Source organism: Nocardia sp. IFM 10818 (assembly GCF_054655275.1).
Genome location: NZ_BAAHJH010000001.1, coordinates 7,163,377 through 7,186,232 on the forward strand (window position 1 = coordinate 7,163,377; position 22,856 = coordinate 7,186,232).

The window sequence follows — 22,856 nt, forward strand, 5'->3', positions numbered from 1 at the left end:
TCGCACCTAACCAGCACAGCTGGATGGTTTCAGCTAGCGCACGGGATTTCGGTGCGTCCAGATCGCTTGCACGGGCATCTAACCCGGCGACCTGGCCGCCAGTACCGGGGCTATCGCGATCGCATGATCCCTCATGACCGACCGGCTCAACCTGCGCGGCAAGCGCGCTGATTCAGCACGAACTTCCAGCGCCCCAACCTCATTCGAGGTTGGGGCGTTTTTCGTCAACTGAAAAGGAGTGGCTCCATGCCCCCACCGAGTAATCGGCCCGAAGCGTCCTCCAACAACGGCTACGGCGGACACCGAGAGCAGCAGAACCCGCCAGCCGCTCAGCCACAGACCCCACCGGCAGCCCAGCAACCGCCACCGACCGAAAACGAACGAAACCGCCCGGACGCCAGCTCCAACAACGGCGTCGGCGGCCACAATCAACAACAACAGCCAACTCCGGCCGAGAGCCCGAACCCACTCGGCGCCGACGTCCCCACCTACAATCCGACCGCACCCGGCCTCGTTCCGGCCGCACCCGCACCCGAACGCACGCTCACCGGAATCGATCCCAGCGACAACTCACGCGTACAAATCACCATCCCGCAACAGCAGCAAACTCTCGGCAGCGACCCCTACCCCGCATCGAAAACCCGCCTCCCAGACGGCCCGAACGGCGAGCCCCGCTACGCCATATTGAACGGCGCCCGCGAATACCTCTACACCGTCGACGGCAACGGCGACAAGATCGGTTCCCCTGACCAGGAACTGCTCACAGCCGACCTGGCCGGCGACCTCGCCACCCAAGCCGAAGTCGGGCTGGCCGCACTGGCGCTGACCGCGCTGACCAGAGGCGCACTGGTCGGCGGAGCGACAGGCGCAGCGGGCGGCGGCGTCGGCGCGGCACCGGGCGCAGCGATCGGCGCAGCCGTCAATCTCGCTGCCGTTCTCGCCACAGTCGCCCTCTACGAACAATCCCAGAAGGACAGGGACGAGGACGAATCGCCTCCCGATCGAGACGAGCGCATCGACCCGAACTCGCTACCCGACACCGGCGACCCCAACGCGATCGTCATCCCGCCAAGTGGCGTAGCGACTCAGCGGACGCCGCCCGCAACGACGCAGAACCCAAGCAGCGATCCGAACTCCACCACACTGCCGGGCACCTCGAACCCTGCCAACGATCCCAACACCGTCCATCAGCGGATTCTGTTCCCCAGTGCGAAGCCAGGACAGCCCGGGGTTCCGGTCGAAGGAACATACTGGGTCGGCAATTCACTGGTGTGGGCTCCAGGGAACCCAGCGGGTAAGAAACCGGGTACCTACGCCAAAAACCCGAGCACCAAAACCGACCTGAACCTCGAGGCCGTTCTCTACAAGCTCTTGGAATCGGGTCTTGACGACATCGACGAAGAAGAGCACCGACCACCCATCATGGCAGCTCTGGCCGTACTCCAAGGGACACTGCTATACCGGCAGATCTATCACAGCGCGATCGTGGCCCTCGGATCATCTTACGGTGCCGACATCACGAAGCTCACCAGCTCAAACCCGGCGATAAAGAGGACGGAGTTGGAAAGACTCGCGGACCTCGGTGCTCCGGAGGTCTTGCTGAATGATGCAATCAAGGCGTGGTGGGGTGCCAAGGCACCGGTTGATCGGGCCAAGGAACTGCTCGGTGAGGCTGGGGCGATCGCGATGCTCCGAACCGACGGGTGGACAGTGAATCCTCGCCCCAAGGGCAATTACACCCATGACATCGTCGCTGTGAAGAATGGTGAAGTCATGGTGATTGAAGCCAAAGGCGGCGACCCGGGTCCACCGCGTCCAGGCCAGGCGACTGTTTCTGCCGGACCCGGCAGCGATACCGACATCCTTGCCCAGCAGATGACCGACCCGTATCTATGGCACAAGCTCAAGGAGGACGCCGAAAACGATCCCGCTTTCAAGCAGTGGCTCGTTGACCAGGGGGTGTGGACAGCCATCGAGAACGAAGACCCGTCCACGGTTGGTTATCGGCTGATCAAGGTCGACACCAACGGAAACATCATCGTCTACGGCTCCCAACAGAACCCGGTTGGTGAGGGCATCCCCGCCGAGACCGTTATCGGTCAAACCACAGGCAACGGATCAGGCCCTACCTTGCGCGGAATCGCACAACCAATACCGCAAACCGACCCCATCGCGCTGATGGTGAACTCCCCGGACGGATTGCTCGGCCAGGGCGGCAGCTGGCTCGGCGACCTGATACAGACAGGGTTGCACGACATCACCGCGATCGCGCAACTCGCCGTACCGATTCCCACGGTGCCTGCCCTGCAACCCGGACTCTGGCCTGTTCTCAAACCGGCCAACGAATCTCTGACAGTCAACGTCATGCAACAAACACCGCCCGCGCAACCCATCTCGGACGCGGAGCGACTCAACTACATGACCTACATGTGAGCACTTGCCTTCTGCGACATGTGGGAGGCTACGACCGTCCTGAGGGCCACCGCCACGGCCACCTACTAGAAAGAGCTGTTATACATGCAAGCAGATATCGAACGCGCTGCCCAGGCGGTGCGCGTGGCAGCCGATTTCGACTGGACGTGGACCGTCAACGACCTGCAGCCATTCTGTGACCAGGTCGGTTGGCAGCTCAGCGGCCTCGGTGGACAGTTCCCTGCAGCGACGACCAACCTTGAGGTCAATCGCCCCGGCGCATCGCTGTACATCGCGGATACGTCGACAACTGACCTGTCGCGGCCCATCGATCAAATCTCGTTTCGTGCTAGCGATGTGGTTCTCGATCGAACCGACTTGGGTCCTGAACTGGACGAGGTTTTCGATGCGCTCGTGCAGCGAATGTTCGAACTACTCGGGCAACGGCCAACGGGTTGGTGGATCGAACCAACCCGCGGCCTGCGCTGGAACCTTCCCGCTCTGGTGATTACAGCCCAGATCAGCGTCACGTCGGTCTATGTGTATCTGGTCAATCCTGCATACCAGCAATGGGAAGAAGAAATTGAGCACAGCGCCGATGATGAATAGGCGTGAGTTCGTTTGATTCTTCGGACGGGGCCGTCCAGCTGAAGTGACATCCGGTCGTGAGCCGGAAAAGGAATAGGCGGGCATCGGATTCCCGATGCCCGCCCGTTCACGGATTCAGTCCCGCACGCTCACTGGGGTTTCAGGGGCTTGCCCCTGAGGGTCCCGGGAGTGGGTTAGTCGTTGTTGAAGTACGACAGCAGGCGCAGGATCTCGACGTACAGCCAGACCAGGGTGACGGTCAGGCCCAGCGCCACGCCCCAGGCGGCCTTCTCCGGGGCCTGGGCGCGGATGAGCTGGTCGGCGGCGTCGAAGTCCATCAGGAAGCTGAAGGCGGCGATGGCGATGCAGACCAGGCTGAAGACGATGGCGATGGGGCCGCCGTCGCGCAGGCCGAAACCGCCGTCCATGAAGAAGGAGGCGATCAGGTTGCCCAGCATGAGCACCAGGATGCCGATCATGGCGCCCACCAGCATGCGGGTGAACCGCGGCGTGACGCGGATGGCGCCGGTCTTGTAGACGACCAGCATGCCGAAGAACACGCCGAAGGTGCCCAGCACCGCCTGTGCGATCAGCCCGGAACCGCCCGCGCCGCCGAAGGAGATATTGGTGAACATGAACGACAGCGCGCCGAGGAACAGGCCCTCGAAGGCCGCATAGCTCAGCACGATGGCCGGGTTGTCCTGCTTGCGGCCGAAGGTCGCGATCATGACGAGCACGAAACCGACCAGACCGCCGACGATCACGAACAGCGGGGCCAGCGAGTTGTTGGCCGCGGTGAGCGCGTAGGAGATGATCGCGGTCAGGGTCACCACGCCGAGCGTGATGCCGGTCTTGGTGACCACGTCGTCGATGGTGATGGGCCGGGTGGTCGGCACCGCCGGCTGATAGCCCTGCTGGTATCCGTACGGGCCCTGCGGGGGCTGCTGGCCGTACTGGTTCGTGAACTGTCCGGCTCCAGCGGCCGCCGAGCCGAACCCCGCGTAGCCGCCGCCCTGCTGGGGCGTCAGGTTCTTGAAGACCGGGTTGCTTGTGGTGCGCAAGGCGCGTCCCTTTCTGGAGTCGTGGCGCACGGCGATCGTGGCCTCGTTACTACCGTGCCAACGATCCGTGCCCTGGGGAAGTTCCCAGATGGGCACGGATCAGACCTGTCGGACTTTACCCGACCTTTACCGGGATCGCGCCCTGCACGACGCGCCTTCGGCGCGAAGAGAAGGAGGGGTGGGGGCAAAGCCCCCACACCCCCTTAACAGCGCTCAGCGCGGTGAGGCAAAGCCCCACGCCCTCTTATCAGCGCAGCTGGCTCATGACCTTGTCGGCGATGAGTTCGAGGTGGTCGAGATCTCCGAGGTCCAGGATTTGCAGGTAGATGCGGCTGGTTCCGGCGATTTCGGCGTAGCGGCCGATCTTCTCGACGACCTCGTCGGGGCTGCCCGCCAGGCCGTTGGCCTTGAGCTCGTCGACCTCGCGGCCGATGGCGGCGGCGCGGCGGGCGACCTCCGCCTCGGAGGCGCCGACGCAGGCGACCAGGGCATTGGAGTAGGTGAGCTCATGCGGGTCGCGACCGGCTTCCTTGGCGGCCTTGCGGACTTGGTCGAACAGGTCGGCGCTGGCCTCGGGCGACTGGAAGGGGGCGTTGAACTCGTCGGCGTAGCGGGCGGCCAGGCGCGGGGTGCGCTTGGCGCCGGTGCCGCCGATGAGGACGGGGATCCTGGGCTGGGCGGGCTTGGGCAGCGCCGGGGAGTCGGTGAGGGTGTAGTGCTCGCCGGCGTAGGAGAATTTCTCGCCCAGCGGGGTTGACCACAGGCCGGTGATGACGGCCAGCTGCTCCTCGTAGCGGGGGAACTTGTCGGCCGGGAAGGGAATGCCGTACGCCGCGTGCTCGGCCTCGAACCAGCCTGCGCCGAAGCCGAATTCGACGCGGCCGCCGGACATGGCGTCGACCTGGGCGACCTGGATGGCGGTGACGCCGGGATGGCGGAAGGTGGCGGCGGTGACCAGGGTGCCCAGCCGGATGCGGCTGGTCTCGCGGGCCAGGCCGGCCAGGGTGATCCAGGCGTCGGTGGGGCCGGGCAGTCCGTCGGCGTCACCCATGGCCAGGTAGTGGTCGGAGCGGAAGAAGGCGTCGTAGCCGAGGTCCTCGGTGGCCTTCGCGACGGTTAGGAGGGTGTCGTAGCCGGCGCCCTGCTGGGGCTCGGTGAAGATACGAAGATCGATTCGGGCCATGGGTCCATTGTGTTCCGGTCGTTCGCCCGGCTCACGATCGGTCCCCTGGAGTGGCCCGAATCTCTCAGCGCGCGGCGTGCAGGCCGCGCACCGAGCGGGTGACGGTGAACTTGCGATTGCGGCCCATTACCTCGGTCCTGCCGACCAGCCGCTCCATGACGCCGCGGTAGTTGAGGTGGGTGTTGTAGACGGTCCAGAGCTCGCCGCCGGGCCGCAGCACCCGCCCGGCCTGCTGGAACATCTTGATGGCCGACCCGGTGTGCACGGCCGCGCCGACGTGGAAGGGCGGATTGCACAGCACCAGATCGGCGCTGTTGTCCGGCGCGGTGGACATGGCGTCGTCGCGCAGCACCTGAATGCGATCGGCGACCTCGTTGAGTTCGGCGGTGGCGCGGGCGGAGGCGATGGCCGCCGCCGACTGGTCGGTCGCGGTGACCACGATGCCGGGCCGGGCCTTGGCCAGCGCGACCGCGAGAATGCCGGTGCCGCAACCCAGATCGATGGCATCGCGGGCATCGGGCTTCATGCGTTTGAGATGGTCCAGCAGGAAGCGGGTGCCGATATCCAACTTCGAACCGGAGAAGGCGGCGCCGTGCGCGACCACCTCGAGGTCGCGATCGTCGAGCCGGTTGCGCACCGGGAAGACCGGTTCGCCAACGACTTTCGGTCCGGCGGCGAGCAGCAGCCGCGATTTCTGCCGGCCGCGGCTGGCGCGCACCTCGGCGAAGGATTCGGCCAGCACCTCGTTCATGGCCGGGGTCAGGTACTTGTCGCGGCCGCCCGCGAAGACCTGCACCCCCGGCGCGGCGAATCGAGCGATGGCGTCGGCGGTTTCGGCCAGCCCGGACAACGCGCGGGGCAGCCGCCACAGCACCACGGTCGCCTCGCTGAGCAGCGCCCGCCCGAGTTCGTGTGCGGTGTACCGGTCCGCGAGCCCGACCGCGCGCGCATTGTTGGCCAGCGCCAGTTCTCCGGTGAGCAGGTCCTGGTGCACCCGCACCCCGTGCAGGTCGTGCGCGGCGATGGCGCCCAGGGTGAGGGCGCCGTATCCGTCGTCGATGACCGTGACCCGCCCGTCCCCCGCCGCGGCCAGCGCGGCGGCCGCCTCATCGAGCAGCAAACGATCGGCAGCGTCCACCGCGTAGAGGTTCACCGCCTCCACATCCGGATACCGCCGCAACCGGCTCAGCACGTCTTCGACCTCGACCACGCCCCCTAGTGTGCTAGATCGTTGCCGAAGACTCCCAGTCGGGGAAGCCGCTGGTCAGGATTTCGCGCGCGGCATCATGGCCGCGGCCACCACCATGACCACCGCGGCCGCGGCCACGCCGAGGAAGACCAGGTGCACGGCGGGCACGAGATCCTCCGGCGCGGGATGGTCCACGCCGCCCACCCGGGAATTCACCAGCGCGCCGAAGATCGCGACGCCGACCGCGCTGCCGATGGAGCGGGCGAACATATTGGTGGAGGTGACCACCCCGCGTTCGGACCAGTCGACGCTGGACTGAGCGGCGATCAGCGTGGGGCTGGCGACCATGCCCATGCCCGCGCCGACGATGAAACATCCGATCGCGACCTGCAACAGCGTGGAGTCCTCGTCCACCAGCAGCAAGGAGAGCGCCCCGATGGCGCCGAGCGCGCTGCCGATGAGCGAGGTGGCCCGGAAACCGATGCGCAGGTACACCTTTCCGGCCTGGGAGGCGGCCAGCGGCCAGCCGAGGGTGAGCGCGCCGACGGTGAGTCCGGCGACGAGCGCGCTGGTCCCGAGCACACCCTGCGCGAAGGTCGGCACATATGAGGTCAACCCGAGCAGGATCGCGCCCACCAGCAGCGACACCAGGCTGCTGGCCACCAGCACCCGCTGGGTCAGCACCCACAGCGGCAGAATGGGATTCGCCGCGCGCCGCTCGACGACGCCGAACACCACCAGCATGAGCGCGCCGCCGCCGAAGAGGGCGAGGCTGGCCGGGGAGGTCCACGCCCAGGCGTGCCCGCCTTCGAGCAGGGCCAGGATGAGCGCCCCCGCGCCGGCGGTGAGCAGCCCCGCGCCGAGGTAGTCGATCCGATGCCGTTGGCGCGGTGTGTTTTCGGTGAACTGCCGGAAGATCATCCAGGCAGCCACGGCCGACAGCGGCAGGTTGATCAGGAAGATCCACCGCCAGCTGACGTACTCGGAGAACACTCCGCCCAGCAGCGGCCCCAGCACCGAGGAGGCCGCCCACACACCCGCCAGGTACGCCTGCACCTTGGCCCGCTCCTCCAGGGTGTAGATATCGCCCGCGATGGTGATGGACATGGGCCCCACCGCACCGGCCCCGATGCCCTGGATCGCGCGGAACACGATGAGCGCCACCATGCTCGTGGCGAGCCCGCACAGCAGCGACCCCAGCGCGAACACCGCGATGCCGAACAGCATGATCGGCTTGCGGCCGACGGTGTCGGCGAGCTTGCCGTAGATGGGCACGGACACCGCCTGTGCCAGCAGGTAGATCGAGAACAGCCAAGGGAATTGGGCGAACCCGCCGAGCTGATCGGTGATGCTGAGAACCGCCGTCGCGATAATGGTCGAGTCCAGCGCCACCAGGCTGGTGGCCAGCATGATCGCGGCCAGTACCGGACCGCGCTCGGAGCGCAGGCCGACGGACGTTCTCGCATCGGTGGCCGTCACCGGCAACCCCTTCCTTTAGCAATCCTCATCAACAAGAGCGAACACCGGTCCGGTCCCGGTATTCCTGCACACGAGATTCCGCACCGCGACGCGGCCATCCGATGCAGGCTTTTCACATGCTCAAACCACTTCTCGTCACCGCAGCGCTCTACCTCGCGGCCATCGGCCTCGCACTGCTGGTGGTGCCCGCACGATTCGGGGTGGGCGCCGTACCCGAGGACGCCGAACCCGAACTGCTCGCACTGCTCCGGCTGCTCGGCGGGCCGTTCCTCGGTATCGCGGTGCTGAACTGGATGTCCCGCAACAGCTCACCGGCGAGCATCCGCAATACCGTCGTCCTGGCCAATTTCGTCGGCTTCGCCGTCGTCGCCGGAAACGACGTGTGGGGCGTCCTCAGCGGCGAGGCGCGCGACCTCGCCCGGGTGTTCCTCCTCGTCCACCTGGCCTTCGCGCTCGCATTCGGTATCGCCTGGGCGCGGGCCGGGCGAGAGCCGGACCGGACCGGGTAGTCACAGCTCGGCGGCGAGCTCCCGCAGCACGGGCAGGCTGACCGAACCGGAGCCGAGCACCTTGTCGTGGAAGGCCTTGATGTCGAAGGCGGTTCCGAGGCGCTGTTCGACCGCGGCGCGCTGGCGGCGGATCTCGAGCTGGCCGACCTTGTAGGCGACGGCCTGACCGGGCATGGCGATATAGCGGTCCACCTCGATGCGGATCTCCTCCAGGCCGACGGGGGCATTGGCGACCATGAAGTCGACGGCCTGTTGTCGGGTCCAGCCCTTGGCGTGCAGGCCGGTGTCCACCACCAGGCGGCAGGAGCGCCAGGAGTCGGCGGCCAGCATGCCGAGGCGGTTGAGATCGTCGGGGTACAGGCCCATCTCGTCGGCGAGGCGTTCGGTGTAGAGGGCCCAGCCTTCGACGAAGGCGGTGTTGGAGAACGACATTCGCTGGAACCGCGGCAGGTGGTCGAGCTCGTTGGCGATGGTCAGCTGCAGGTGGTGACCGGGAATGGCCTCGTGATAGGCCACGGACGCGGTCTCGAAGCGATTGCGGCCCTTGGCATCGTGCAGGTTCACGTAGTACGCGCCGGGGCGGGAGCCGTCGGCGGCGGGCGGGAAGTAGTAGGCGGCGGGCGCGTCGGCGGCCAGGAAGTCCGGGACGGGGAGGATGTCGCAGGACTGCCGGGGCAAGCGGCCGAACCAGTCGCCCATCTCGGCATTGGCCGCGGCCAGGCAGCGGCGGGCGTCGGCCATGATCTCCTCGCCCTCGGTGTAGCGCAGCGACGGATCCTCGCGCAGGCGGGCGAAGATCTCGGCCTGATCGGTCAGGCCGAACAGGCGCGCGCCGATCTCGGCGTATTCACCGCGCAGCTTCTCCAATTCGTCCAGGCCGAGCTGGTGGATCTCCTCGGCCCCCAGATCGGGCAGGGTGGTGTGCTGGCGCAGCAGCCGAGTGTAGATATTCGCGCCGTCCTCGCCGAGCCAGCTCAGCCCGGGCTGTTCATCGGAACGGGCTTGCGGCAGCAGCTCATTGGCCAGCACCTCGCGGTAGGCGCGGAAGGCGGGGCGGATGACATTGCGCGCCACGTCGGCAAGTTCTGCGCGCCAAGCCTTTTCGCCGTCCCAGTCCGCCGGGCCGGGGAAGGTGGTGAACGGATCGGCGGCGATGTCGGAGGCCAGATAGCCGTCGAGCTGGTTGATCGAGCGCTCGATGGCAATGCGCGCGGGCCGGCGCCCGGCCGCCAGCCCGGCGCGGAAACGGTCCGTGGCCTGCGACATCAGTGTGCCGAATTGACGGAAGCGCACCACCAATTTCTCGGCGTTCTCCGGTTCCGGCGCATTGAGCTGCGGCGCCAGGGTGAGCATGGCCGCGTGCACGCCCGTCATCTGATCGGAGGCCAATTCCGCGGGCCGCCACTCCAGATTCGAGACGGCCGAAGCCAATTCGGCCCGCAGCAGGCTGCGGGTGGTGCGGTCCTCGGCATTCAGACGTTCGGGATCGAGGGCGTCGACCTCGGTCAGCAATCCCCGCCAGGTCTCCAGCAGCCGCTGCTCGGCGGCCTCCGAGAGATCTTCGATCCGATCATCGAATCGCCTGTCCCCCAACAGGGTTGCCTCGCTGGGCGCGGATTCCAGCACGGCGTCCCAGTAGCGGTCGGCAAGAGCGATCAGTTCCTCGTGGGCATCCATAACATCCCATCATGCTCTGTTTGCTCCGGCCCCGCCGCGCATTTCCGCGGCGGTCAGCGGCGCGGTGGCAGCGGAATGCGCATCAGGTCCTCCGCCACCACGATGGTGCCCGGGAAGCGGGAACGCGCCTCGGCGAGATGCTGATCGAGGGTGCGGTAGCGCTGGGAGAAGTGGGTGAGGACCAGGGTGCGGACACCGGCGCGGGCGGCGACGGCGGCGGCCTCGCCCGCGGTGAGATGGCCGAATTCGGCGGCCAGGTGGGCGTCGCCGTCGATGAAGGTGGCCTCGATGACCAGCATGTCCACGCCCGCGGCGAGTTCGTACACGCCATTGCACAGGCGGGTGTCCATGACGAAGGCGAAGCTCTGGCCGGGCCGGGGTTCGCTCACCTCGTCGAGGGTGACGGTGCGGCCGCCGATTCGGACCTCGCCGTCCCGCTGCAAGCGGCCGACCAGGGGGCCGGAGAGCCCGAGCTCGGCCAGCCGTTCGGGCAGGATGCGGCGGCCGTCGGGTTCGTCGATCCGGTAGCCGAAGGTCTCCACCGGATGCGACAGCCGCACGGCGCGCAGGGCGAAAGGCGCTGCGGGCACGGGCAGTTCACCCGCCTCGGCGATGGGGTGCGCTCGGAGTTCGGCGTTCTGATAGTAGGAAGTCGAGTAGCACAGCCGCTCGTAGTACTGCTGCCCCGAGGCCGGGTAGTACACGTCGACCGGCTGCGGCACCTTGTCGAGGCTGATGCGCTGCACGACCCCGGCCAGCCCGAGGCTGTGGTCGCCGTGGAAGTGGGTGATGCCGATGCGGGTGAGGTCGGTGGCCGACACTCCGGCGTGGATCATCTGCCGCTGCGTGCCCTCCCCCGGGTCGAAAAGCACCCCTTCGCCATCCCAGCGCAGCAGGTAGCCATTGTGATTGCGCTGCTTGGTCGGTACTTGGCTGGCCGTTCCGAGGATGACCAGTTCGCGCTGTGACACGGCGCTCAGGGTACCGCCCGGTCTGCTGCGGGCCCTGCCGCCGAGCCGGGCGCGCCCCGGAGCAATACCAGGCAGGGGTATAAAATAGCCCCCGTGGTCGAACAGCCTGCGCCTCTCACCCGGTACATCCGGGCGTTCGCGCTGTTCGTTCTGCTCGCCGGAATCGTCGCCATGCACATTGCCGTCTTCGGCATGAGCCATGGCTCACACGAGGCAATGAGCGACCACCCGATGCCGGTGGCGGTCGCCGCCGGCCAGCACGCGCACGACACGGCCGCGCACGACACGGCCGCGCACGATACGGCCGCGCACGTCGCTCCGCCCGCCACGGCCCCCGTGCAGACCGCCATGATGGGCGAACTCCGCGCCGTGGTCACACCGGACTGCGATTGCGGTGACGGGCACGCCGGCACGCACGGCTGCGTCTTCGTCCTGGCCGCCCTCCTGCTCGCGCTGGGCCTGGCCCTGCTGGGCTGGGTCGGTCTGCGGGACCGCGAGACCGCCGCGACGACAGTGCGACACCTGCGCGCGCACCGGGCCCGGCCGCCGCCGTGGACGGTGCTCACCTTGGCCGAATTGGCGATTCTGCGGATCTGATGGGCCGCCGCTGCCGCGTATCACGCACGCGGACGCGGGTTTTCGCATGCCCTTTTCAGGTTCATCAGCAATTGCCAAGGAGTACAACCATGTTCACCCCCACCCGGATCAAGCTCGCCGTCGTCACCGGCACCGCCGCCGTCGCCCTGATCGCCGCGGGCTGTAGCAATAATGACGATTCGTCCACGTCCGGCATGGATCACAGCAGCACGTCCGCCACCGCGACCACCTCGGCGCAGGCCGCCACCCGCACCGATTTCGACGAGGACGACGTCATGTTCCTGCAGATGATGTACCCGCATCACGCGCAGGCGATCGAGATGGCCAAGATGGTGCCGAGCCGCTCGCAGAATCCGGAGCTGCTCACCCTCGCGCAGAATATCGAACAGGCCCAGGGCCCGGAGATGCAGCAGATCACCACGCTGCTCACGGCTTTCGGCAAGGGCGCGCCCAGCCCGACCACCACCGGGCACGAGGGCGGTCACGGCGGTATGACCGGCATGATGACCGACGATCAGATGAAGACGCTGGCGACGCTGTCGGGCGCCGAATTCGACAAGCAGTGGCTGCAGATGATGATCGACCACCACACCGGCGCGGTCGATATGGCCAATGCCGAGCTCACCGACGGCGTCAATCCGGATGCGAAGGCCATGGCCAAGGCGATCATCACCGGGCAGCAGGGCGAGATCGATCAGATGAAGACCATGCTGCGCCAGAGCTAACCGCCCGCATCGGTGAAATGACAACGGGTACGCCGTTCCGGCGTACCCGTTGCCCGGCTGTCACCGTCAGCCGATGACCGTATTCATAATGGTGCCGGCACTGGTGGCGGTGGCGCCGCCGATCATGGCCCCCGCCACCATCTTCGGCGAATCCAGCGCGCCGCCGCTCCACTTCTCCCAGGCGAACTTGCCGCCGCCGTAGGTAATGGCGGTCACCCCCGACAACATGACGAACCAGGTGAAATACCGGACCAGTTTCATCAGCTTGTCCGCGACCGGAGGCGTCTCCGGTGTCGGATTGCCGATCTGCGCGACGACGTGGGTGTACGTCTCGTGCACGGCGAGAAGCATGCTCACGATCGGTTCCTCTCGGCTGCTGAGATGGTGCTGACGTGGCGGGACTCTGTTCACAACTCTTACTAGTAAGAGCAATTACACATCATCCCGCCAGGTCGGTACGCGACGACACACCAACCGCGGCCAACAAGAGCAGCCGATCAGCTACCGGATTTCCCCAGCGCCGCGCCGGCCTTGCCCAGCAGCGAATGCCGCCGGCCGTAGGCGAAGTACACGGCCATGCCGAGCACCATCCAGACGATGAACCGCAGCCAGGTCTCCACCGACAGGTTGAACATGAGCCACAGGCAGGCCAGCACCGACAGGATCGGAATGAGCGGCACCAGCGGAACCCGGAAGCCGCGCTGCAGATCCGGACGGGTCCGGCGCAGCACGATCACGCCGACCGACACCATGACGAAGGCGAACAGCGTGCCGATATTGACCATCTCTTCGAGGGTGCCGAAGTCCACGAATCCGGCCAGCAGCGCGCAGACCACGCCGACGATGACGGTGAGCCGCACCGGCGTCCCGTTGTGGCCGGTGTGCGCGAGCTTGCGCGGCAGCAGGCCGTCGCGGGACATGGCGAACAGCACACGGGTCTGGCCCAGGTACATGACCATGACGACGGTGGTCAGACCGGCCAGGGCGCCGATGGAGATGAGGTTCTTGGCCCAGGTGACGCCGTGCGCCGCGAAGGCGGTGGCCAGCGTCGAGTTACCTTCCAGCTCGGTGTAGGGCACCATGCCGGTCAGCACCAGCGACACCGCCACGTACAGCACGGTCACGATGGCCAGCGAGCCCAGGATGCCGCGCGGCACATTGCGCTGCGGGTTCTTGGTCTCCTCGGCCGCGGTGGCGACGACGTCGAAGCCGATGAAGGCGAAGAACACGATGGAGGCCGCGGCCAGCAGGCCGTACCAGCCGAAGGTGCTGTGGCCGCCGCCGGTGACCGCGGAGAACAGGGTCTGGTGCAGACCGCTCGCGCCGGTCTCGGACGGCTTGGACTCCGGCACGTACGGCGACAGGTTGTCGACCTTGAAGTACTTCAGGCCCACCACGATCACCAGCGCGATGACCGCCAGCTTGATGGCGACCGCGACCGCCGACACCCGCGAGGACAGCTTGGTGCCGCGCGCCAGCAGCACGCCGAGCACCGCGATGATGAGCACCGCGCCCCAGTCGAAGGTGACCGATCCGATCTCGATGGTGGTGGCGCGACCGCCGAGCACCACGCCCAGGTACTGCGACCAGCCCTTGGCGACCACGGAGACGGCGAGGGCGAACTCCAGGAAGAGGTCCCAGCCGATGATCCACGCCGCGAGCTCACCGAAGGTGGCGTAGGAGAAGGTGTAGGCGCTGCCCGCGACCGGCACGGTGGAGGCGAACTCGGCGTAGCAGAGCGCGGCCAGGCCACAGGCGACGGCGGCGAAGACGAAGGCCAGCGAGACCGAGGGCCCGGCGAGGTTGCCGGCGGTGCGCGCGGTGAGGGTGAAGATGCCCGCGCCGACCACGACCGCGACACCGAAGACGGTGAGGTCCCAGGAGGTCAGGTCCTTGCGGAGTTTGGCATCGGGTTCGTCGGTATCGCGAATGGACTGCTCGACGGATTTGGTGCGGAACAGTCCGCTGCTGCGGCCCGGCTTCGGTCCGGCCGCATTCGGCGTGGGGTCCGAAATCGCCACTGTCTCTCCTATGTCTGGCTTATCGGCAACAATGCAGTTCAGCACCGGTTGGTCGCTATGTCTTGTGGACGGGCGACAGACCGGTGTCAGATTTTTCGCCTTCGCATGCGGCCGGCAGACAGATCAGCTGGTCCTGCCCCGTTTCAAGCTCTCGGCCCGGGGTGGGACCTGAGTTGTCGGCGTCACACCGAACGTTATCACCCACTGGTACGAACCAGTTCAGCAACCTGTCGGACAACATTCACCCTATTGCACCCGGTCAGAGGCCCGGCGCACGACCGGCCGGTCCCGATACTGTTTGGGTATGCCGTTCGGGGGTGAGTCCGCCAGCGGGGATCTCGACGCCCTGGACCGGGTGCTGGCGAGCGCCCATGCGGTCGGCGTGCGGGAACTGGGCGGTGATTCCACACCCCTGCTCGAGGAACGCGACCCGGTTGCCGTGCGAGCGCTGCGCGAGGCGCTGCGCATTGCCGATCTCCCCGGATTCATCTGCCTGTGCTGGGGCGACGTGGCCCTGGACTTCTACGATGCCGCGGGCACGCGGCTGGCCACCGTGACCCTGCACCACGGGTATTCGCTGCGCTGGAACGGCTGGGCCCAGGACGCCGTCCTCGCCGACGGGGTGCGCTCCCTGGAATGGCTGGCCGTGCGCGGGGTGACCGGGCCGCTGGCCGAATACCGGGCGGCCGAGCGCCGCCGGGAGCAGTCCGAACAGCAGGCGCGCCTGTGGGCGGCGCAGATCCCGCCGGTGCTGATCGATTTCCGGCACGATTTCCTGACCATCTCGGCCAGCGGCCGGCTGCCCGACGAGGCCACCATGACCGCGGTGCGCCGCCGGCTGCTGGCCGCGTATCCGGATCCGGTGGACCGTCTCACCGTCCTGCTGGCCTGGTTCGCCAGCGGTTCCGGAAAATACTCGGGTTACCCTGCGCACGAGGATGTTCCGGCCGTGCTGGCGGACGGGGAGGACGAGGCGGACTTCGTGCGCGCCGCCGAGCAGGCGCACGGGCGGGCGGCCGCCGGCGCCGCCCGCTATCTGCGGCGCTGGGACACCCGCAATCGCGTCGACCGGCTGCTGTCGGCGCTCTCGCCCGCCACCCGCCGCAAGATCGTCGAGCACGCCCACGACGACGAGGACCGCCGCTGGCTGGCGCACCGCATCGCACGGTTGAAATGAACACGGAGGATGCTGGTCCCATGACGACGGTCGACTTCCCCGAACACAATGTGGGGTCCTCGTTCAAGGGCAAGCGGATCGGATACTTCCGCGAGGCCGCCGGATACGCCCGCTATCGGAGCGCCTACCAGGCCGGATTCGACAAGCTCCCGGCCCCGCGGGAGTCGGTGGACGTGCCCACCCGGTTCGGCACGGTGCGGGCCTTCCGATTCGGCGACGGTGACGGCACACCGCTGGTGCTGCTGCCGGGGCGGCAGGCCGCGACGCCCCTGTGGGCGGCCAACCTGGCGAGCCTGCTCGAGGTGCGGCCGGTCGTCACCCTGGACCTGCTGGGCGAGCCGGGATTGAGCGTGCAATCCGAACCGTTCACCGACGGTCTGGATCAGGCCGCGTGGCTGGCCGAGGCGCTGCGGGGTCTGCGACCGGATCCGGTGCACCTGCTGGGGGTGTCCATCGGCGGCTGGTCGGCCGTGAATCTGGCTGTGCACCATCCTGATCGGGTCGCGTCACTGGCAATCCTGGACGCCCCGTCGGTCTTCGGCGGCTTCAGCTGGAAGATGATCGCCGTCTCACTGGGCTCGGTGCTGCCGGGCATGCCGGAGCGCTGGCGCAACAAGCTGCTGTCCTGGATCTCCGGCGGTGCGGCGGCCCCCGAGGACACGCCGGAGGGCAAGCTCATCGCCTCCGGCATGCGTGACTTCGCCGCCTTTCTGCCCATGACGAAACAGCCTACGAAGCAACAGCTTTCCGCTATCACCGCGCCGGTGCTCGGCATCTACGCCGGGCGCAGCATCGTGCACGATTCGCGCCGGATCGTCGCCAAGGCGCGCAAGGCGCTGCCGAACGCACAGCTCGAGGTGTGGCCGGAGGCCTCGCACGCCATCAATGGCGAGTTCCCGCAGGAGATCGCGGACCGGATGCGGAAGTTCCTGGCGGACGCGAGCTGATCAGGGCACCAGCACGGCGCGGCCCCGGATCAGGCCCTTGTCCAAGCGCCGCAAGGCTTCCGGGCCGTCGGCGAGATCGAAGCGCTCGACCTCCATGTGCAGCTTGCCCGCCTGCGCGAGGGCCACGCAGTCGTGCAGATCGCTTCTGGTGCCGCCCAGTGATTTCCGCACGGTCGCGCCCCACGGCCAGCCCGGCCCGCCCGCGGGCCCGGCGGTGATCTCCGGTGCGCCGCCGCCGATTCCGACCATGCGATAGGCGCCATTGGGGGCGACGGTCTCCACGGCCAGCTTGGCGGTGGCGTCCACGCCGACGAAGTCGAATACGGCTTCCGCGCCGCGGCCGCCGGTCAATTCGAGGATCTGCCGCGCGGTGCTGTCATCGGACAGGATGCCCAGGTCCGCACCGCAATCGGCGGCCAGTTCCAGTTTCTCCTGCGCCACGTCCACCGCGATCACCCGCACTCCGGTGATGGCCCGCAAGATCTGCACCGCCACATGGCCGAGACCGCCGATGCCGATGGCGACCGCGGTGCCGCCGGGCCGCAGCACATCCCGCGCGCCGCGTATGGCGTGGTAGGCGGTGAGCGCCGCATCGGCCACCGGCGCGGCCTGCAGGAAGTCCAGGTCGCCGATGGGCACGAACGAACTCGCCGGAATCCGCACGTATTCCGCCATCCCGCCCTCGATGGTGAGCCCCGGGCAGGGCGGCATGGCCACGCGACCGGCCGCGAGACAGACATTCTCATTGCCGCTCACGCATTCGCGGCATACGCCGCAGGTCCAGAACAGGTACACCAGCCCGCGCTCGCCGATCTCGCGCCCGTGCACGTCGGAGCCGATGGCCTCGATGGTCCCGGCGATCTCGTGCCCGAGGGTCAGCGGATCCTCGCGCAGCCGGACCGGGAAGTTGACCAGGGTCAGGTCCGAATGGCAGACGCCCGCCGCGCCGACGCGCAGCAGCAGGTCATTGGGTCCTATCTCGGGGACCGGGATGTCGTTGACCGCCACGGTTTCCGGGCCTGTCCACTGGAGTGCGCGCATGGTGCTTCCTCGGCTGAGAGCTTGTGATCTGGCGCACAACGTAACACTCGCTATACACTGCGTCTATCGAATGACGGAATGTCTAACGATGTTCCCGGAAACGCTCCCGAAAATGAGACTCGAGTCTAGGCTGCCGTCCCATGAATGCCGCAGGATCGGGCCGCCGGCCCAGTGGACAACCGCGGATCGCCATTGCCGGGGCCGGGATTTCCGGTATCGCCATGGCCGTCGCCTTGCAGCGGGCCGGATTCACCGACTTCACGATCTACGAGAAGGCGGCCGATTACGGCGGCACCTGGCGGGACAACACCTATCCCGGGCTGGTCTGCGATGTGCCGTCGCGCTACTACCAGTTCCGGTTCGCCATGAATGCCGAATGGTCGCAGCTGTATTCGACCGGACCGGAGATCAAGGACTACCTGGTCGGGGTGGCACGCGGGCACGGGCTGCCCGAGCGCACGCGCTTCGGCACGGAGGTGGCCGGAGCCGAATTCGAGGGCGACGCCTGGCGGGTCACGCTGTCCACCGGGGAGGTGCAGCGCTTCGACTTCCTCCTGTGCGCAACGGGATTCCTGCATCACCCGAATACGCCCGACATTCCCGGGCTGGCGGATTTCGCGGGTCCGGTCATGCATTCGGCGCGCTGGGATCACACACTGGAGCTGACCGGGAAGCGCGTGGGTGTGATCGGGACCGGATCGACCGGCACCCAGCTGGTGAGCGCGCTGGCCGGGCAGGTGCCGCGGGTGGTGCTGTTCCAGCGCACCGCGCAGTGGATTCTGCCGACGGTCAATCGGCCGTACTCACCGATGACCAAGGCCGTGTACCGGCGGCTGCCGGTGCTGAGCTCGCTCGTCTACCGGGTGCATCAGGCGATCTTCGCGGCGTTCTCGCAGGGTCTGGTGCATCCGGGGCGGACCCGCTCGTTCATCCAGTGGGTGGTGGCGCGGAATCTGCGCTCGGTCCGGGATCCGGAATTGCGGCGCAAGCTCACGCCGGACTATCAGGCCATGTGCAAGCGGCTGGTGGTGTCGGACCGCTTCTACAAGGCCGTGCAGCGGCCGGATGTCGACCTGGTCACCAGCGCCATCGACCAGGTGAAGCCGGGTGGCGTGGTCACCGTGGACGGGGAGCTGCACGAGCTCGACATCCTGGTGCTGGCAACGGGATTCGATTCGCATGCGTTCATGCGGCCGATGGCGATCACCGGCGCCGGCGGGCGCACCCTCGAGCAGGCGTGGGCGCAGGGGCCGCGCGCCTTCGAGGGCGTCATGATGCCGGACTTCCCGAATCTGTTCATGCTCGTCGGGCCGCACAGCCCTTTCGCCAATCATCCGCTGACGGCGGTGGCTGAGGCGCAGTCGGCACGGATCGTCGGCTGGTTGCGGCGCTGGCGGGCAGGGGAATTCGCGACCGTCGCGCCGACCGCGGCGGCCACCGACCGCTACAACGCCCGGCTGCGCGCCGCCGCGCCGAGCACGGTGTGGACCACCGGTTGCCGCAGTTGGTATCTGGGCAAGGACGGGCTTCCGGAATTGTGGCCGTGGAGTCCGGGCCGGTACGAGAAACTCATTCGCAGCGAACCGGATCCGGCGGATTACCGCCTGGAACCGGCCGGGAAGTGAGGGCTGCCGTGCTGTTTCCGATTCCCTTGATGCGCTCGGCGACCCGTGTGGTCGGCTGGTGGAATTTCGGTCCGATCCCCGACTGGCAGCGAGCGCGGAAGCGAATGAACGCCGGGACCCGCTACGCTCGCCCGCCGCGCGGGGTGCGCGTCGAGCCGGGTTCGCTCGGCGGGGTGCCCGCCGAGATACTCACTCCGCCAGGGGCTGCCGCCGATGCTGCGGTGCTGTACCTGCACGGCGGCGGGTTCGCCGTCGGCTCGCCGCCGATGGAGCGACCGACCGCGGGCGCCATCGCCGCCGCCATGTGGACGACGGTGTACACGCTGGATTACCGGCTGGCGCCCGAGTTTCCGTATCCGGCCGCCATCGACGATGCCGTGGCCGCCTACCGCGCGCTGCTCGATCGCGGGATTCCAGCGGGACGCATTGCGGTTGCGGGTGATTCGGCAGGAGGTACGCTCACCCTGGATCTGGCGTTGCGGGCACGCGATGAGGGCCTGCCCGCTCCGGCAGTGCTGGGCCTGATCTGCCCGGCCCTGGATCTGTCGGCGGATTCGCTTGCCTTCCGGTGTGATTCGAGCCGCGAGCCGCTGCTCTCCCCTGCGCTCATTCGCGAATTCACCGACGCGTATCTGCCGGGCATGCCGCAGGACCGGCGCCGGGCCGTGTCACCGCTGTACCGCGACATCACCGGCCTGCCGCCCATCGTGCTGCAATCCGCCGGGGACGATCCGCTGGCCGGGGATGCCAGGCGTTTCGCCGAGCTGGCCGCGAAAACCGGTGCGCCGCTGCGGCATCATGAGTATCGCGGGCTGTGGCACGTGTTCCACGCCTGGCCGATCGCGCCCGCCCGCGCGGCCATCCGGGAGATGTCCGCCGCCCTGGCCGAGGGCATCTACGGCCATCACACCGGCAAGCGCTCAGGGCAGTAGCCGGTGCGCGGCGCCGGTGAGCATGTCCCGGACCCGGTCGAGGGGCTGCGCGAGCATGCACATGCTGGTGAAGGCCGCCAGCAGCAGCTCACCCAGCAGATAGATCAGCTCGCCGCGCTCGGGCACCGGCAAGGTGTCGCCGAGAACGGCGTCGAACCGCTCCATCCAGAGCCGGTAGAGCGCTTGCCGTTCCAATTCCGCCGTGCGATCGCCGGAGATGACCGCCGACACCACCGCCGTGCACAGCGGCAGTTCCGCCGCGGTGTGCTCCATGATCGCGGCCAGCATTCCGGCCACCCGGTCGGCCGGTGCGGTGTCCGCGCCGCTGCCATCGGCCATGAACTCGCCGGTGACCTCCCGCGCCCATTCCGCGCCGACGGCGGTGAGCAATTGGTCCTTGCTGCCGAAATACCGGTACACGGTGGCCCGCGCCAGCTGGGCGCGGTCGGCCACGGCATGCATGGTCACCGCCGCGTACCCGCCCGCCGCAGCAAGCTCCCGGGCCGCGTCGAGCAGCCGCTGCCGCCGCTCCCGCTGGCTGTCCGACAGCGGGTGCACGGTGGTGAACGTGGCCGACGGGAGACGCGATGACATGCGCACATTCTGGCTCCTCCGCCTCCCCGAGACTTCAGCGCCCGGCCGAGAGCCGTTCACCGTCGCGCACGCGTGGCGGCGGCTGGGAGCCGAACCGACTCCGGACGTCCCCGGCGAGTTGCCCGGACCTTGCGAAATCAGTTGTCACCCTTCAAGCCTCGGAGGACCCATGCCCGCACCCGAACACTCCCCCGCCACCGGGGTCATAGTCACCGGCGGCGCGTCCGGTATCGGCCTGGCCTGTGCGGCGGCGCTGGCCGAGGTGGGCCGGCCGGTCGCGCTGTGGGATCTGCAGGGCGAGTCCGCGCGCGCCGCGGCGGCGACAATTTCCGACATGTACGGGGTGGCGGCGCTCGGTGTCGGCATCGATGTCACCGATACCGACCAGGTCGAGGCCGCGGTCGGACCGGCTCGCGAGGTGTTGGGCGGTATCGGCGGGCTGGTGCACGCGGCGGGCGTGGTGCGCGCGGAGCCGGTCGGCTATCTCGATGCCGGCAAGTGGGATGCGGTGCTCGATGTGAACCTGCGGGCCGAGGCCCTGATCGTGCAGGCCATTCTCAGTGATCTGCAAAGCAATCCGGGGTCGGCGATCGTGGGGATCTCCTCCATCGAGGCCTTCATCGGCCAGGCCTTCATTCCCGCCTACTGCTCTTCCAAGGCGGGCCTGCTCGGCCTGACCCGGGCCCTCGCACATCAGTTGGGCAGCAGCGATGTTCGTGTGAACGCCGTGTGCCCGGGCTATATCGACACTCCGATGATGAGAAACAATGTGCCGCAGGAGGTCATCGATCAGGAGGCCACGCGCTCGATCTTCCGCAGGCTCGGCGCGCCCGAGGAAGTGGCGCGCGCGGTGCGCTTCCTGCTCAGCGACGAGGCCTCGTTCATCACCGGCACCCATCTCACCGTGGACGGGGGCGTGACCGCCATCGGCGGCCAGTGACGGATCAGCGCCGGGCCGCGTGCTCGCCGAGTTCGAGGTCGATGAAGGCGCCGATCATGGCGCGCCAGACCGCCTCCGCGACAGCGGGTTCCAGCTCGGCGGCGGCAGCGCGCTCCTTGGCGAGCGTCACCACCCGCTCCACGCGGTCCGGGGCGCGCACGGCCTGCTCGTCGGTCTTGAATCCGGCTGCGGCGCGGACCAGTTCCTGACGTTGCGCGAGCAGGCGGATCAGCTCGCCGTCGAGAGCATCGATGCGGGTGCGGACCTCATCGAGGGATTGCGGAGCGGGCGCGGCGGGCGACTGTGGAGCAGGCACGAGAGCAGACCCTATCGGCTGCCCGCTCACGCGAACACGCGGGTGATCACCGGTGCGACGAACTCCACGAGCATGGCGCGCTCATCCTCGTCGCCACGGCCGGGCGCGGCCAGCAGCGACACAATGATGCGGGTGAGCCAGCGCGCCAGCCGACTGCGCTCCGGATCGGTGAGCCCGGCGGAGGTGAACAGCCCGCCCGCAATGGATTCGATGATCTCGGAGTTCTGGCTGATGCGCCCGGCGGGCCCGGCCTCCCCCGGCCGGAACCACGCGATGAGCATGGGTTCGGAGCGCACTTCCCGCACCGCGGCCAGCATGGCGCTGACGATCCGCTCCCCCGGATCCGCGATATCGCGGACCTCCCGCGCGACCCGCGCGGCAATGCGGCGAGTCTCCCGGTGCACGAAGGCCAAACGCACCGCCTGCCGATTCTCGAAGTACCGGTAGAGCGTGGCCCGCGAACAGCCCGCCGCCTTGGCGATATCGGCCATGCCCACAGCCGTGACGCCGTGCGCGGCGAACAAAGCAGCGGCCGCGTCAAGGATGCGCTCGGCCGCCAAGTCAGCGCGATCATCGGACAACCAGTCGCGACTCATACCTGCCTCCTCGACTCCGGCCACCGATCATGCCCTGGCCACCCGGCCGGATCCGCGACCGCCTGACATAACGCGCACAACCTGCCCGCGATGGTCCGCCTCGCTGGTCCGGCACATTGCCGACAGGAATTCACCGCGGCGTCCGAGATCCGGACCGAAAGCACGTCGGGTCGACGGGCGGCACGCATGCCGAGCCGGCAGACGAGACCCACGCCAAGCCGACAAGCACGACTCACGCCGGGATGACAGGTGGCCGTTGCGCCGGGCATCGGACAG

The 22,856-nt window shown here is 68.0% G+C and carries 22 protein-coding genes; 10 read left to right on the forward strand and 12 right to left on the reverse strand.

Going from position 1 to position 22,856, the window contains the following annotated elements:
- Window positions 1-246: 246 nt before the first annotated feature.
- Both ACYQ5L_RS33360 and ACYQ5L_RS33365 read left to right on the forward strand, forming a co-directional pair.
- Complete coding sequence (locus ACYQ5L_RS33360; RefSeq protein ID WP_459962169.1) at window positions 247-2,433, forward strand: hypothetical protein; 2,187 nt, start codon at window positions 247-249, stop codon at window positions 2,431-2,433.
- An 84-nt stretch (window positions 2,434-2,517) separates the two neighbouring features.
- Entirely contained in the window at window positions 2,518-3,021 is a 504-nt protein-coding gene (locus ACYQ5L_RS33365; protein WP_459962170.1) for a DUF6301 family protein, read from the forward strand.
- Window positions 3,022-3,194: 173 nt separating this feature from the next.
- Here ACYQ5L_RS33365 and ACYQ5L_RS33370 read toward each other — a convergent pair whose 3' ends face one another.
- The 4 genes from ACYQ5L_RS33370 to ACYQ5L_RS33385 form a co-directional block, all read right to left on the reverse strand.
- On the reverse strand, window positions 3,195-4,061 hold the full coding sequence (locus tag ACYQ5L_RS33370; protein WP_379201586.1) for a Bax inhibitor-1/YccA family protein: 867 nt from the start codon (window positions 4,059-4,061) through the stop codon (window positions 3,195-3,197).
- Between the two features lie 247 nt (window positions 4,062-4,308).
- Entirely contained in the window at window positions 4,309-5,235 is a 927-nt protein-coding gene (locus tag ACYQ5L_RS33375; protein ID WP_459963626.1) for an LLM class F420-dependent oxidoreductase, read from the reverse strand.
- 73 nt (window positions 5,236-5,308) lie between these two features.
- Window positions 5,309-6,454 (reverse strand): class I SAM-dependent methyltransferase, encoded by a 1,146-nt coding sequence (locus ACYQ5L_RS33380; protein ID WP_459962171.1) that lies wholly within the window; start codon window positions 6,452-6,454, stop codon window positions 5,309-5,311.
- A 54-nt stretch (window positions 6,455-6,508) separates the two neighbouring features.
- Window positions 6,509-7,912 carry an MDR family MFS transporter gene (locus ACYQ5L_RS33385; RefSeq protein ID WP_459962172.1) on the reverse strand — a complete coding sequence of 468 codons (1,404 nt, stop codon included), beginning with the start codon at window positions 7,910-7,912 and terminating at the stop codon, window positions 6,509-6,511.
- Window positions 7,913-8,028: 116 nt separating this feature from the next.
- Here ACYQ5L_RS33385 and ACYQ5L_RS33390 point away from each other — a divergent pair, with 116 nt between their 5' ends.
- Window positions 8,029-8,421, forward strand: a complete 393-nt coding sequence (locus ACYQ5L_RS33390; protein WP_459962173.1) for a hypothetical protein — start codon at window positions 8,029-8,031, stop codon at window positions 8,419-8,421.
- Here ACYQ5L_RS33390 and ACYQ5L_RS33395 read toward each other — a convergent pair whose 3' ends face one another.
- Both ACYQ5L_RS33395 and ACYQ5L_RS33400 read right to left on the reverse strand, forming a co-directional pair.
- Window positions 8,422-10,098, reverse strand: coding sequence for a DUF885 domain-containing protein (locus ACYQ5L_RS33395; protein ID WP_459962174.1), 1,677 nt, complete (start codon window positions 10,096-10,098; stop codon window positions 8,422-8,424).
- 53 nt (window positions 10,099-10,151) lie between these two features.
- Window positions 10,152-11,069, reverse strand: a complete 918-nt coding sequence (locus ACYQ5L_RS33400) for a ribonuclease Z (RefSeq protein ID WP_459962176.1) — start codon at window positions 11,067-11,069, stop codon at window positions 10,152-10,154.
- A 93-nt stretch (window positions 11,070-11,162) separates the two neighbouring features.
- Between ACYQ5L_RS33400 and ACYQ5L_RS33405 the strand changes: the two genes are divergently transcribed.
- Both ACYQ5L_RS33405 and ACYQ5L_RS33410 read left to right on the forward strand, forming a co-directional pair.
- Window positions 11,163-11,666 (forward strand): hypothetical protein, encoded by a 504-nt coding sequence (locus ACYQ5L_RS33405; protein ID WP_459962177.1) that lies wholly within the window; start codon window positions 11,163-11,165, stop codon window positions 11,664-11,666.
- 89 nt (window positions 11,667-11,755) lie between these two features.
- Window positions 11,756-12,391 (forward strand): DUF305 domain-containing protein, encoded by a 636-nt coding sequence (locus ACYQ5L_RS33410; RefSeq protein ID WP_459962178.1) that lies wholly within the window; start codon window positions 11,756-11,758, stop codon window positions 12,389-12,391.
- A 66-nt stretch (window positions 12,392-12,457) separates the two neighbouring features.
- On the opposite strand, the gene ACYQ5L_RS33415 is transcribed toward ACYQ5L_RS33410, so the two are convergent.
- Entirely contained in the window at window positions 12,458-12,742 is a 285-nt protein-coding gene (locus tag ACYQ5L_RS33415) for a hypothetical protein (RefSeq protein WP_379201783.1), read from the reverse strand.
- A gap of 146 nt (window positions 12,743-12,888) precedes the next feature.
- Window positions 12,889-14,412, reverse strand: coding sequence for an amino acid permease (locus ACYQ5L_RS33420; protein ID WP_459962179.1), 1,524 nt, complete (start codon window positions 14,410-14,412; stop codon window positions 12,889-12,891).
- A gap of 304 nt (window positions 14,413-14,716) precedes the next feature.
- Here ACYQ5L_RS33420 and ACYQ5L_RS33425 point away from each other — a divergent pair, with 304 nt between their 5' ends.
- Window positions 14,717-15,589 carry a hypothetical protein gene (locus tag ACYQ5L_RS33425; protein WP_459962180.1) on the forward strand — a complete coding sequence of 291 codons (873 nt, stop codon included), beginning with the start codon at window positions 14,717-14,719 and terminating at the stop codon, window positions 15,587-15,589.
- A 20-nt stretch (window positions 15,590-15,609) separates the two neighbouring features.
- Window positions 15,610-16,536, forward strand: a complete 927-nt coding sequence (locus tag ACYQ5L_RS33430) for an alpha/beta fold hydrolase (protein WP_459962181.1) — start codon at window positions 15,610-15,612, stop codon at window positions 16,534-16,536.
- Here ACYQ5L_RS33430 and ACYQ5L_RS33435 read toward each other — a convergent pair whose 3' ends face one another.
- Entirely contained in the window at window positions 16,537-17,577 is a 1,041-nt protein-coding gene (locus ACYQ5L_RS33435) for an NAD(P)-dependent alcohol dehydrogenase (protein WP_459962182.1), read from the reverse strand.
- Between the two features lie 140 nt (window positions 17,578-17,717).
- Between ACYQ5L_RS33435 and ACYQ5L_RS33440 the strand changes: the two genes are divergently transcribed.
- A complete protein-coding gene (locus ACYQ5L_RS33440; protein ID WP_459962183.1) occupies window positions 17,718-19,202 on the forward strand; it encodes a flavin-containing monooxygenase in 1,485 nt (494 codons plus the stop codon).
- A 104-nt stretch (window positions 19,203-19,306) separates the two neighbouring features.
- Window positions 19,307-20,134 carry an alpha/beta hydrolase gene (locus ACYQ5L_RS33445; RefSeq protein ID WP_459962184.1) on the forward strand — a complete coding sequence of 276 codons (828 nt, stop codon included), beginning with the start codon at window positions 19,307-19,309 and terminating at the stop codon, window positions 20,132-20,134.
- Here the strand turns inward: ACYQ5L_RS33445 and ACYQ5L_RS33450 are convergent.
- Window positions 20,123-20,728: a TetR/AcrR family transcriptional regulator gene (locus tag ACYQ5L_RS33450; RefSeq protein ID WP_459962186.1), complete on the reverse strand. Its 606-nt coding sequence runs from the start codon at window positions 20,726-20,728 to the stop codon at window positions 20,123-20,125. The two genes, ACYQ5L_RS33445 and ACYQ5L_RS33450, sit on opposite strands and share 12 nt — an antisense overlap.
- Before the next feature lie 169 nt (window positions 20,729-20,897).
- Here ACYQ5L_RS33450 and ACYQ5L_RS33455 point away from each other — a divergent pair, with 169 nt between their 5' ends.
- The gene (locus ACYQ5L_RS33455; protein ID WP_459962187.1) at window positions 20,898-21,668 is read left to right on the forward strand and encodes an SDR family NAD(P)-dependent oxidoreductase; all 771 of its coding nucleotides are present in this window, start codon (window positions 20,898-20,900) and stop codon (window positions 21,666-21,668) included.
- Between the two features lie 4 nt (window positions 21,669-21,672).
- On the opposite strand, the gene ACYQ5L_RS33460 is transcribed toward ACYQ5L_RS33455, so the two are convergent.
- Window positions 21,673-21,984, reverse strand: a complete 312-nt coding sequence (locus tag ACYQ5L_RS33460) for a chorismate mutase (protein WP_459962188.1) — start codon at window positions 21,982-21,984, stop codon at window positions 21,673-21,675.
- 26 nt (window positions 21,985-22,010) lie between these two features.
- Window positions 22,011-22,580 carry a TetR/AcrR family transcriptional regulator gene (locus ACYQ5L_RS33465; protein WP_459962189.1) on the reverse strand — a complete coding sequence of 190 codons (570 nt, stop codon included), beginning with the start codon at window positions 22,578-22,580 and terminating at the stop codon, window positions 22,011-22,013.
- Window positions 22,581-22,856: the final 276 nt, after the last annotated feature.

What these genes read in the sequence shown, in the direction of transcription:
- ACYQ5L_RS33395 (WP_459962174.1), bottom strand. Translation starts at nt 10,098, where the DNA reads ATGGATGCCCACGAGGAACTGATCGCTCTTGCCGACCGCTACTGGGAC.
- ACYQ5L_RS33430 (WP_459962181.1), top strand. Translation starts at nt 15,610, where the DNA reads ATGACGACGGTCGACTTCCCCGAACACAATGTGGGGTCCTCGTTCAAG.
- ACYQ5L_RS33365 (WP_459962170.1), top strand. Translation starts at nt 2,518, where the DNA reads ATGCAAGCAGATATCGAACGCGCTGCCCAGGCGGTGCGCGTGGCAGCC.
- ACYQ5L_RS33360 (WP_459962169.1), top strand. Translation starts at nt 247, where the DNA reads ATGCCCCCACCGAGTAATCGGCCCGAAGCGTCCTCCAACAACGGCTAC.
- ACYQ5L_RS33455 (WP_459962187.1), top strand. Translation starts at nt 20,898, where the DNA reads ATGCCCGCACCCGAACACTCCCCCGCCACCGGGGTCATAGTCACCGGC.
- ACYQ5L_RS33450 (WP_459962186.1), bottom strand. Translation starts at nt 20,728, where the DNA reads ATGTCATCGCGTCTCCCGTCGGCCACGTTCACCACCGTGCACCCGCTG.
- ACYQ5L_RS33465 (WP_459962189.1), bottom strand. Translation starts at nt 22,580, where the DNA reads ATGAGTCGCGACTGGTTGTCCGATGATCGCGCTGACTTGGCGGCCGAG.
- ACYQ5L_RS33445 (WP_459962184.1), top strand. Translation starts at nt 19,307, where the DNA reads ATGAACGCCGGGACCCGCTACGCTCGCCCGCCGCGCGGGGTGCGCGTC.
- ACYQ5L_RS33435 (WP_459962182.1), bottom strand. Translation starts at nt 17,577, where the DNA reads ATGCGCGCACTCCAGTGGACAGGCCCGGAAACCGTGGCGGTCAACGAC.
- ACYQ5L_RS33440 (WP_459962183.1), top strand. Translation starts at nt 17,718, where the DNA reads ATGAATGCCGCAGGATCGGGCCGCCGGCCCAGTGGACAACCGCGGATC.
- ACYQ5L_RS33410 (WP_459962178.1), top strand. Translation starts at nt 11,756, where the DNA reads ATGTTCACCCCCACCCGGATCAAGCTCGCCGTCGTCACCGGCACCGCC.
- ACYQ5L_RS33425 (WP_459962180.1), top strand. Translation starts at nt 14,717, where the DNA reads ATGCCGTTCGGGGGTGAGTCCGCCAGCGGGGATCTCGACGCCCTGGAC.
- ACYQ5L_RS33390 (WP_459962173.1), top strand. Translation starts at nt 8,029, where the DNA reads ATGCTCAAACCACTTCTCGTCACCGCAGCGCTCTACCTCGCGGCCATC.
- ACYQ5L_RS33415 (WP_379201783.1), bottom strand. Translation starts at nt 12,742, where the DNA reads ATGCTTCTCGCCGTGCACGAGACGTACACCCACGTCGTCGCGCAGATC.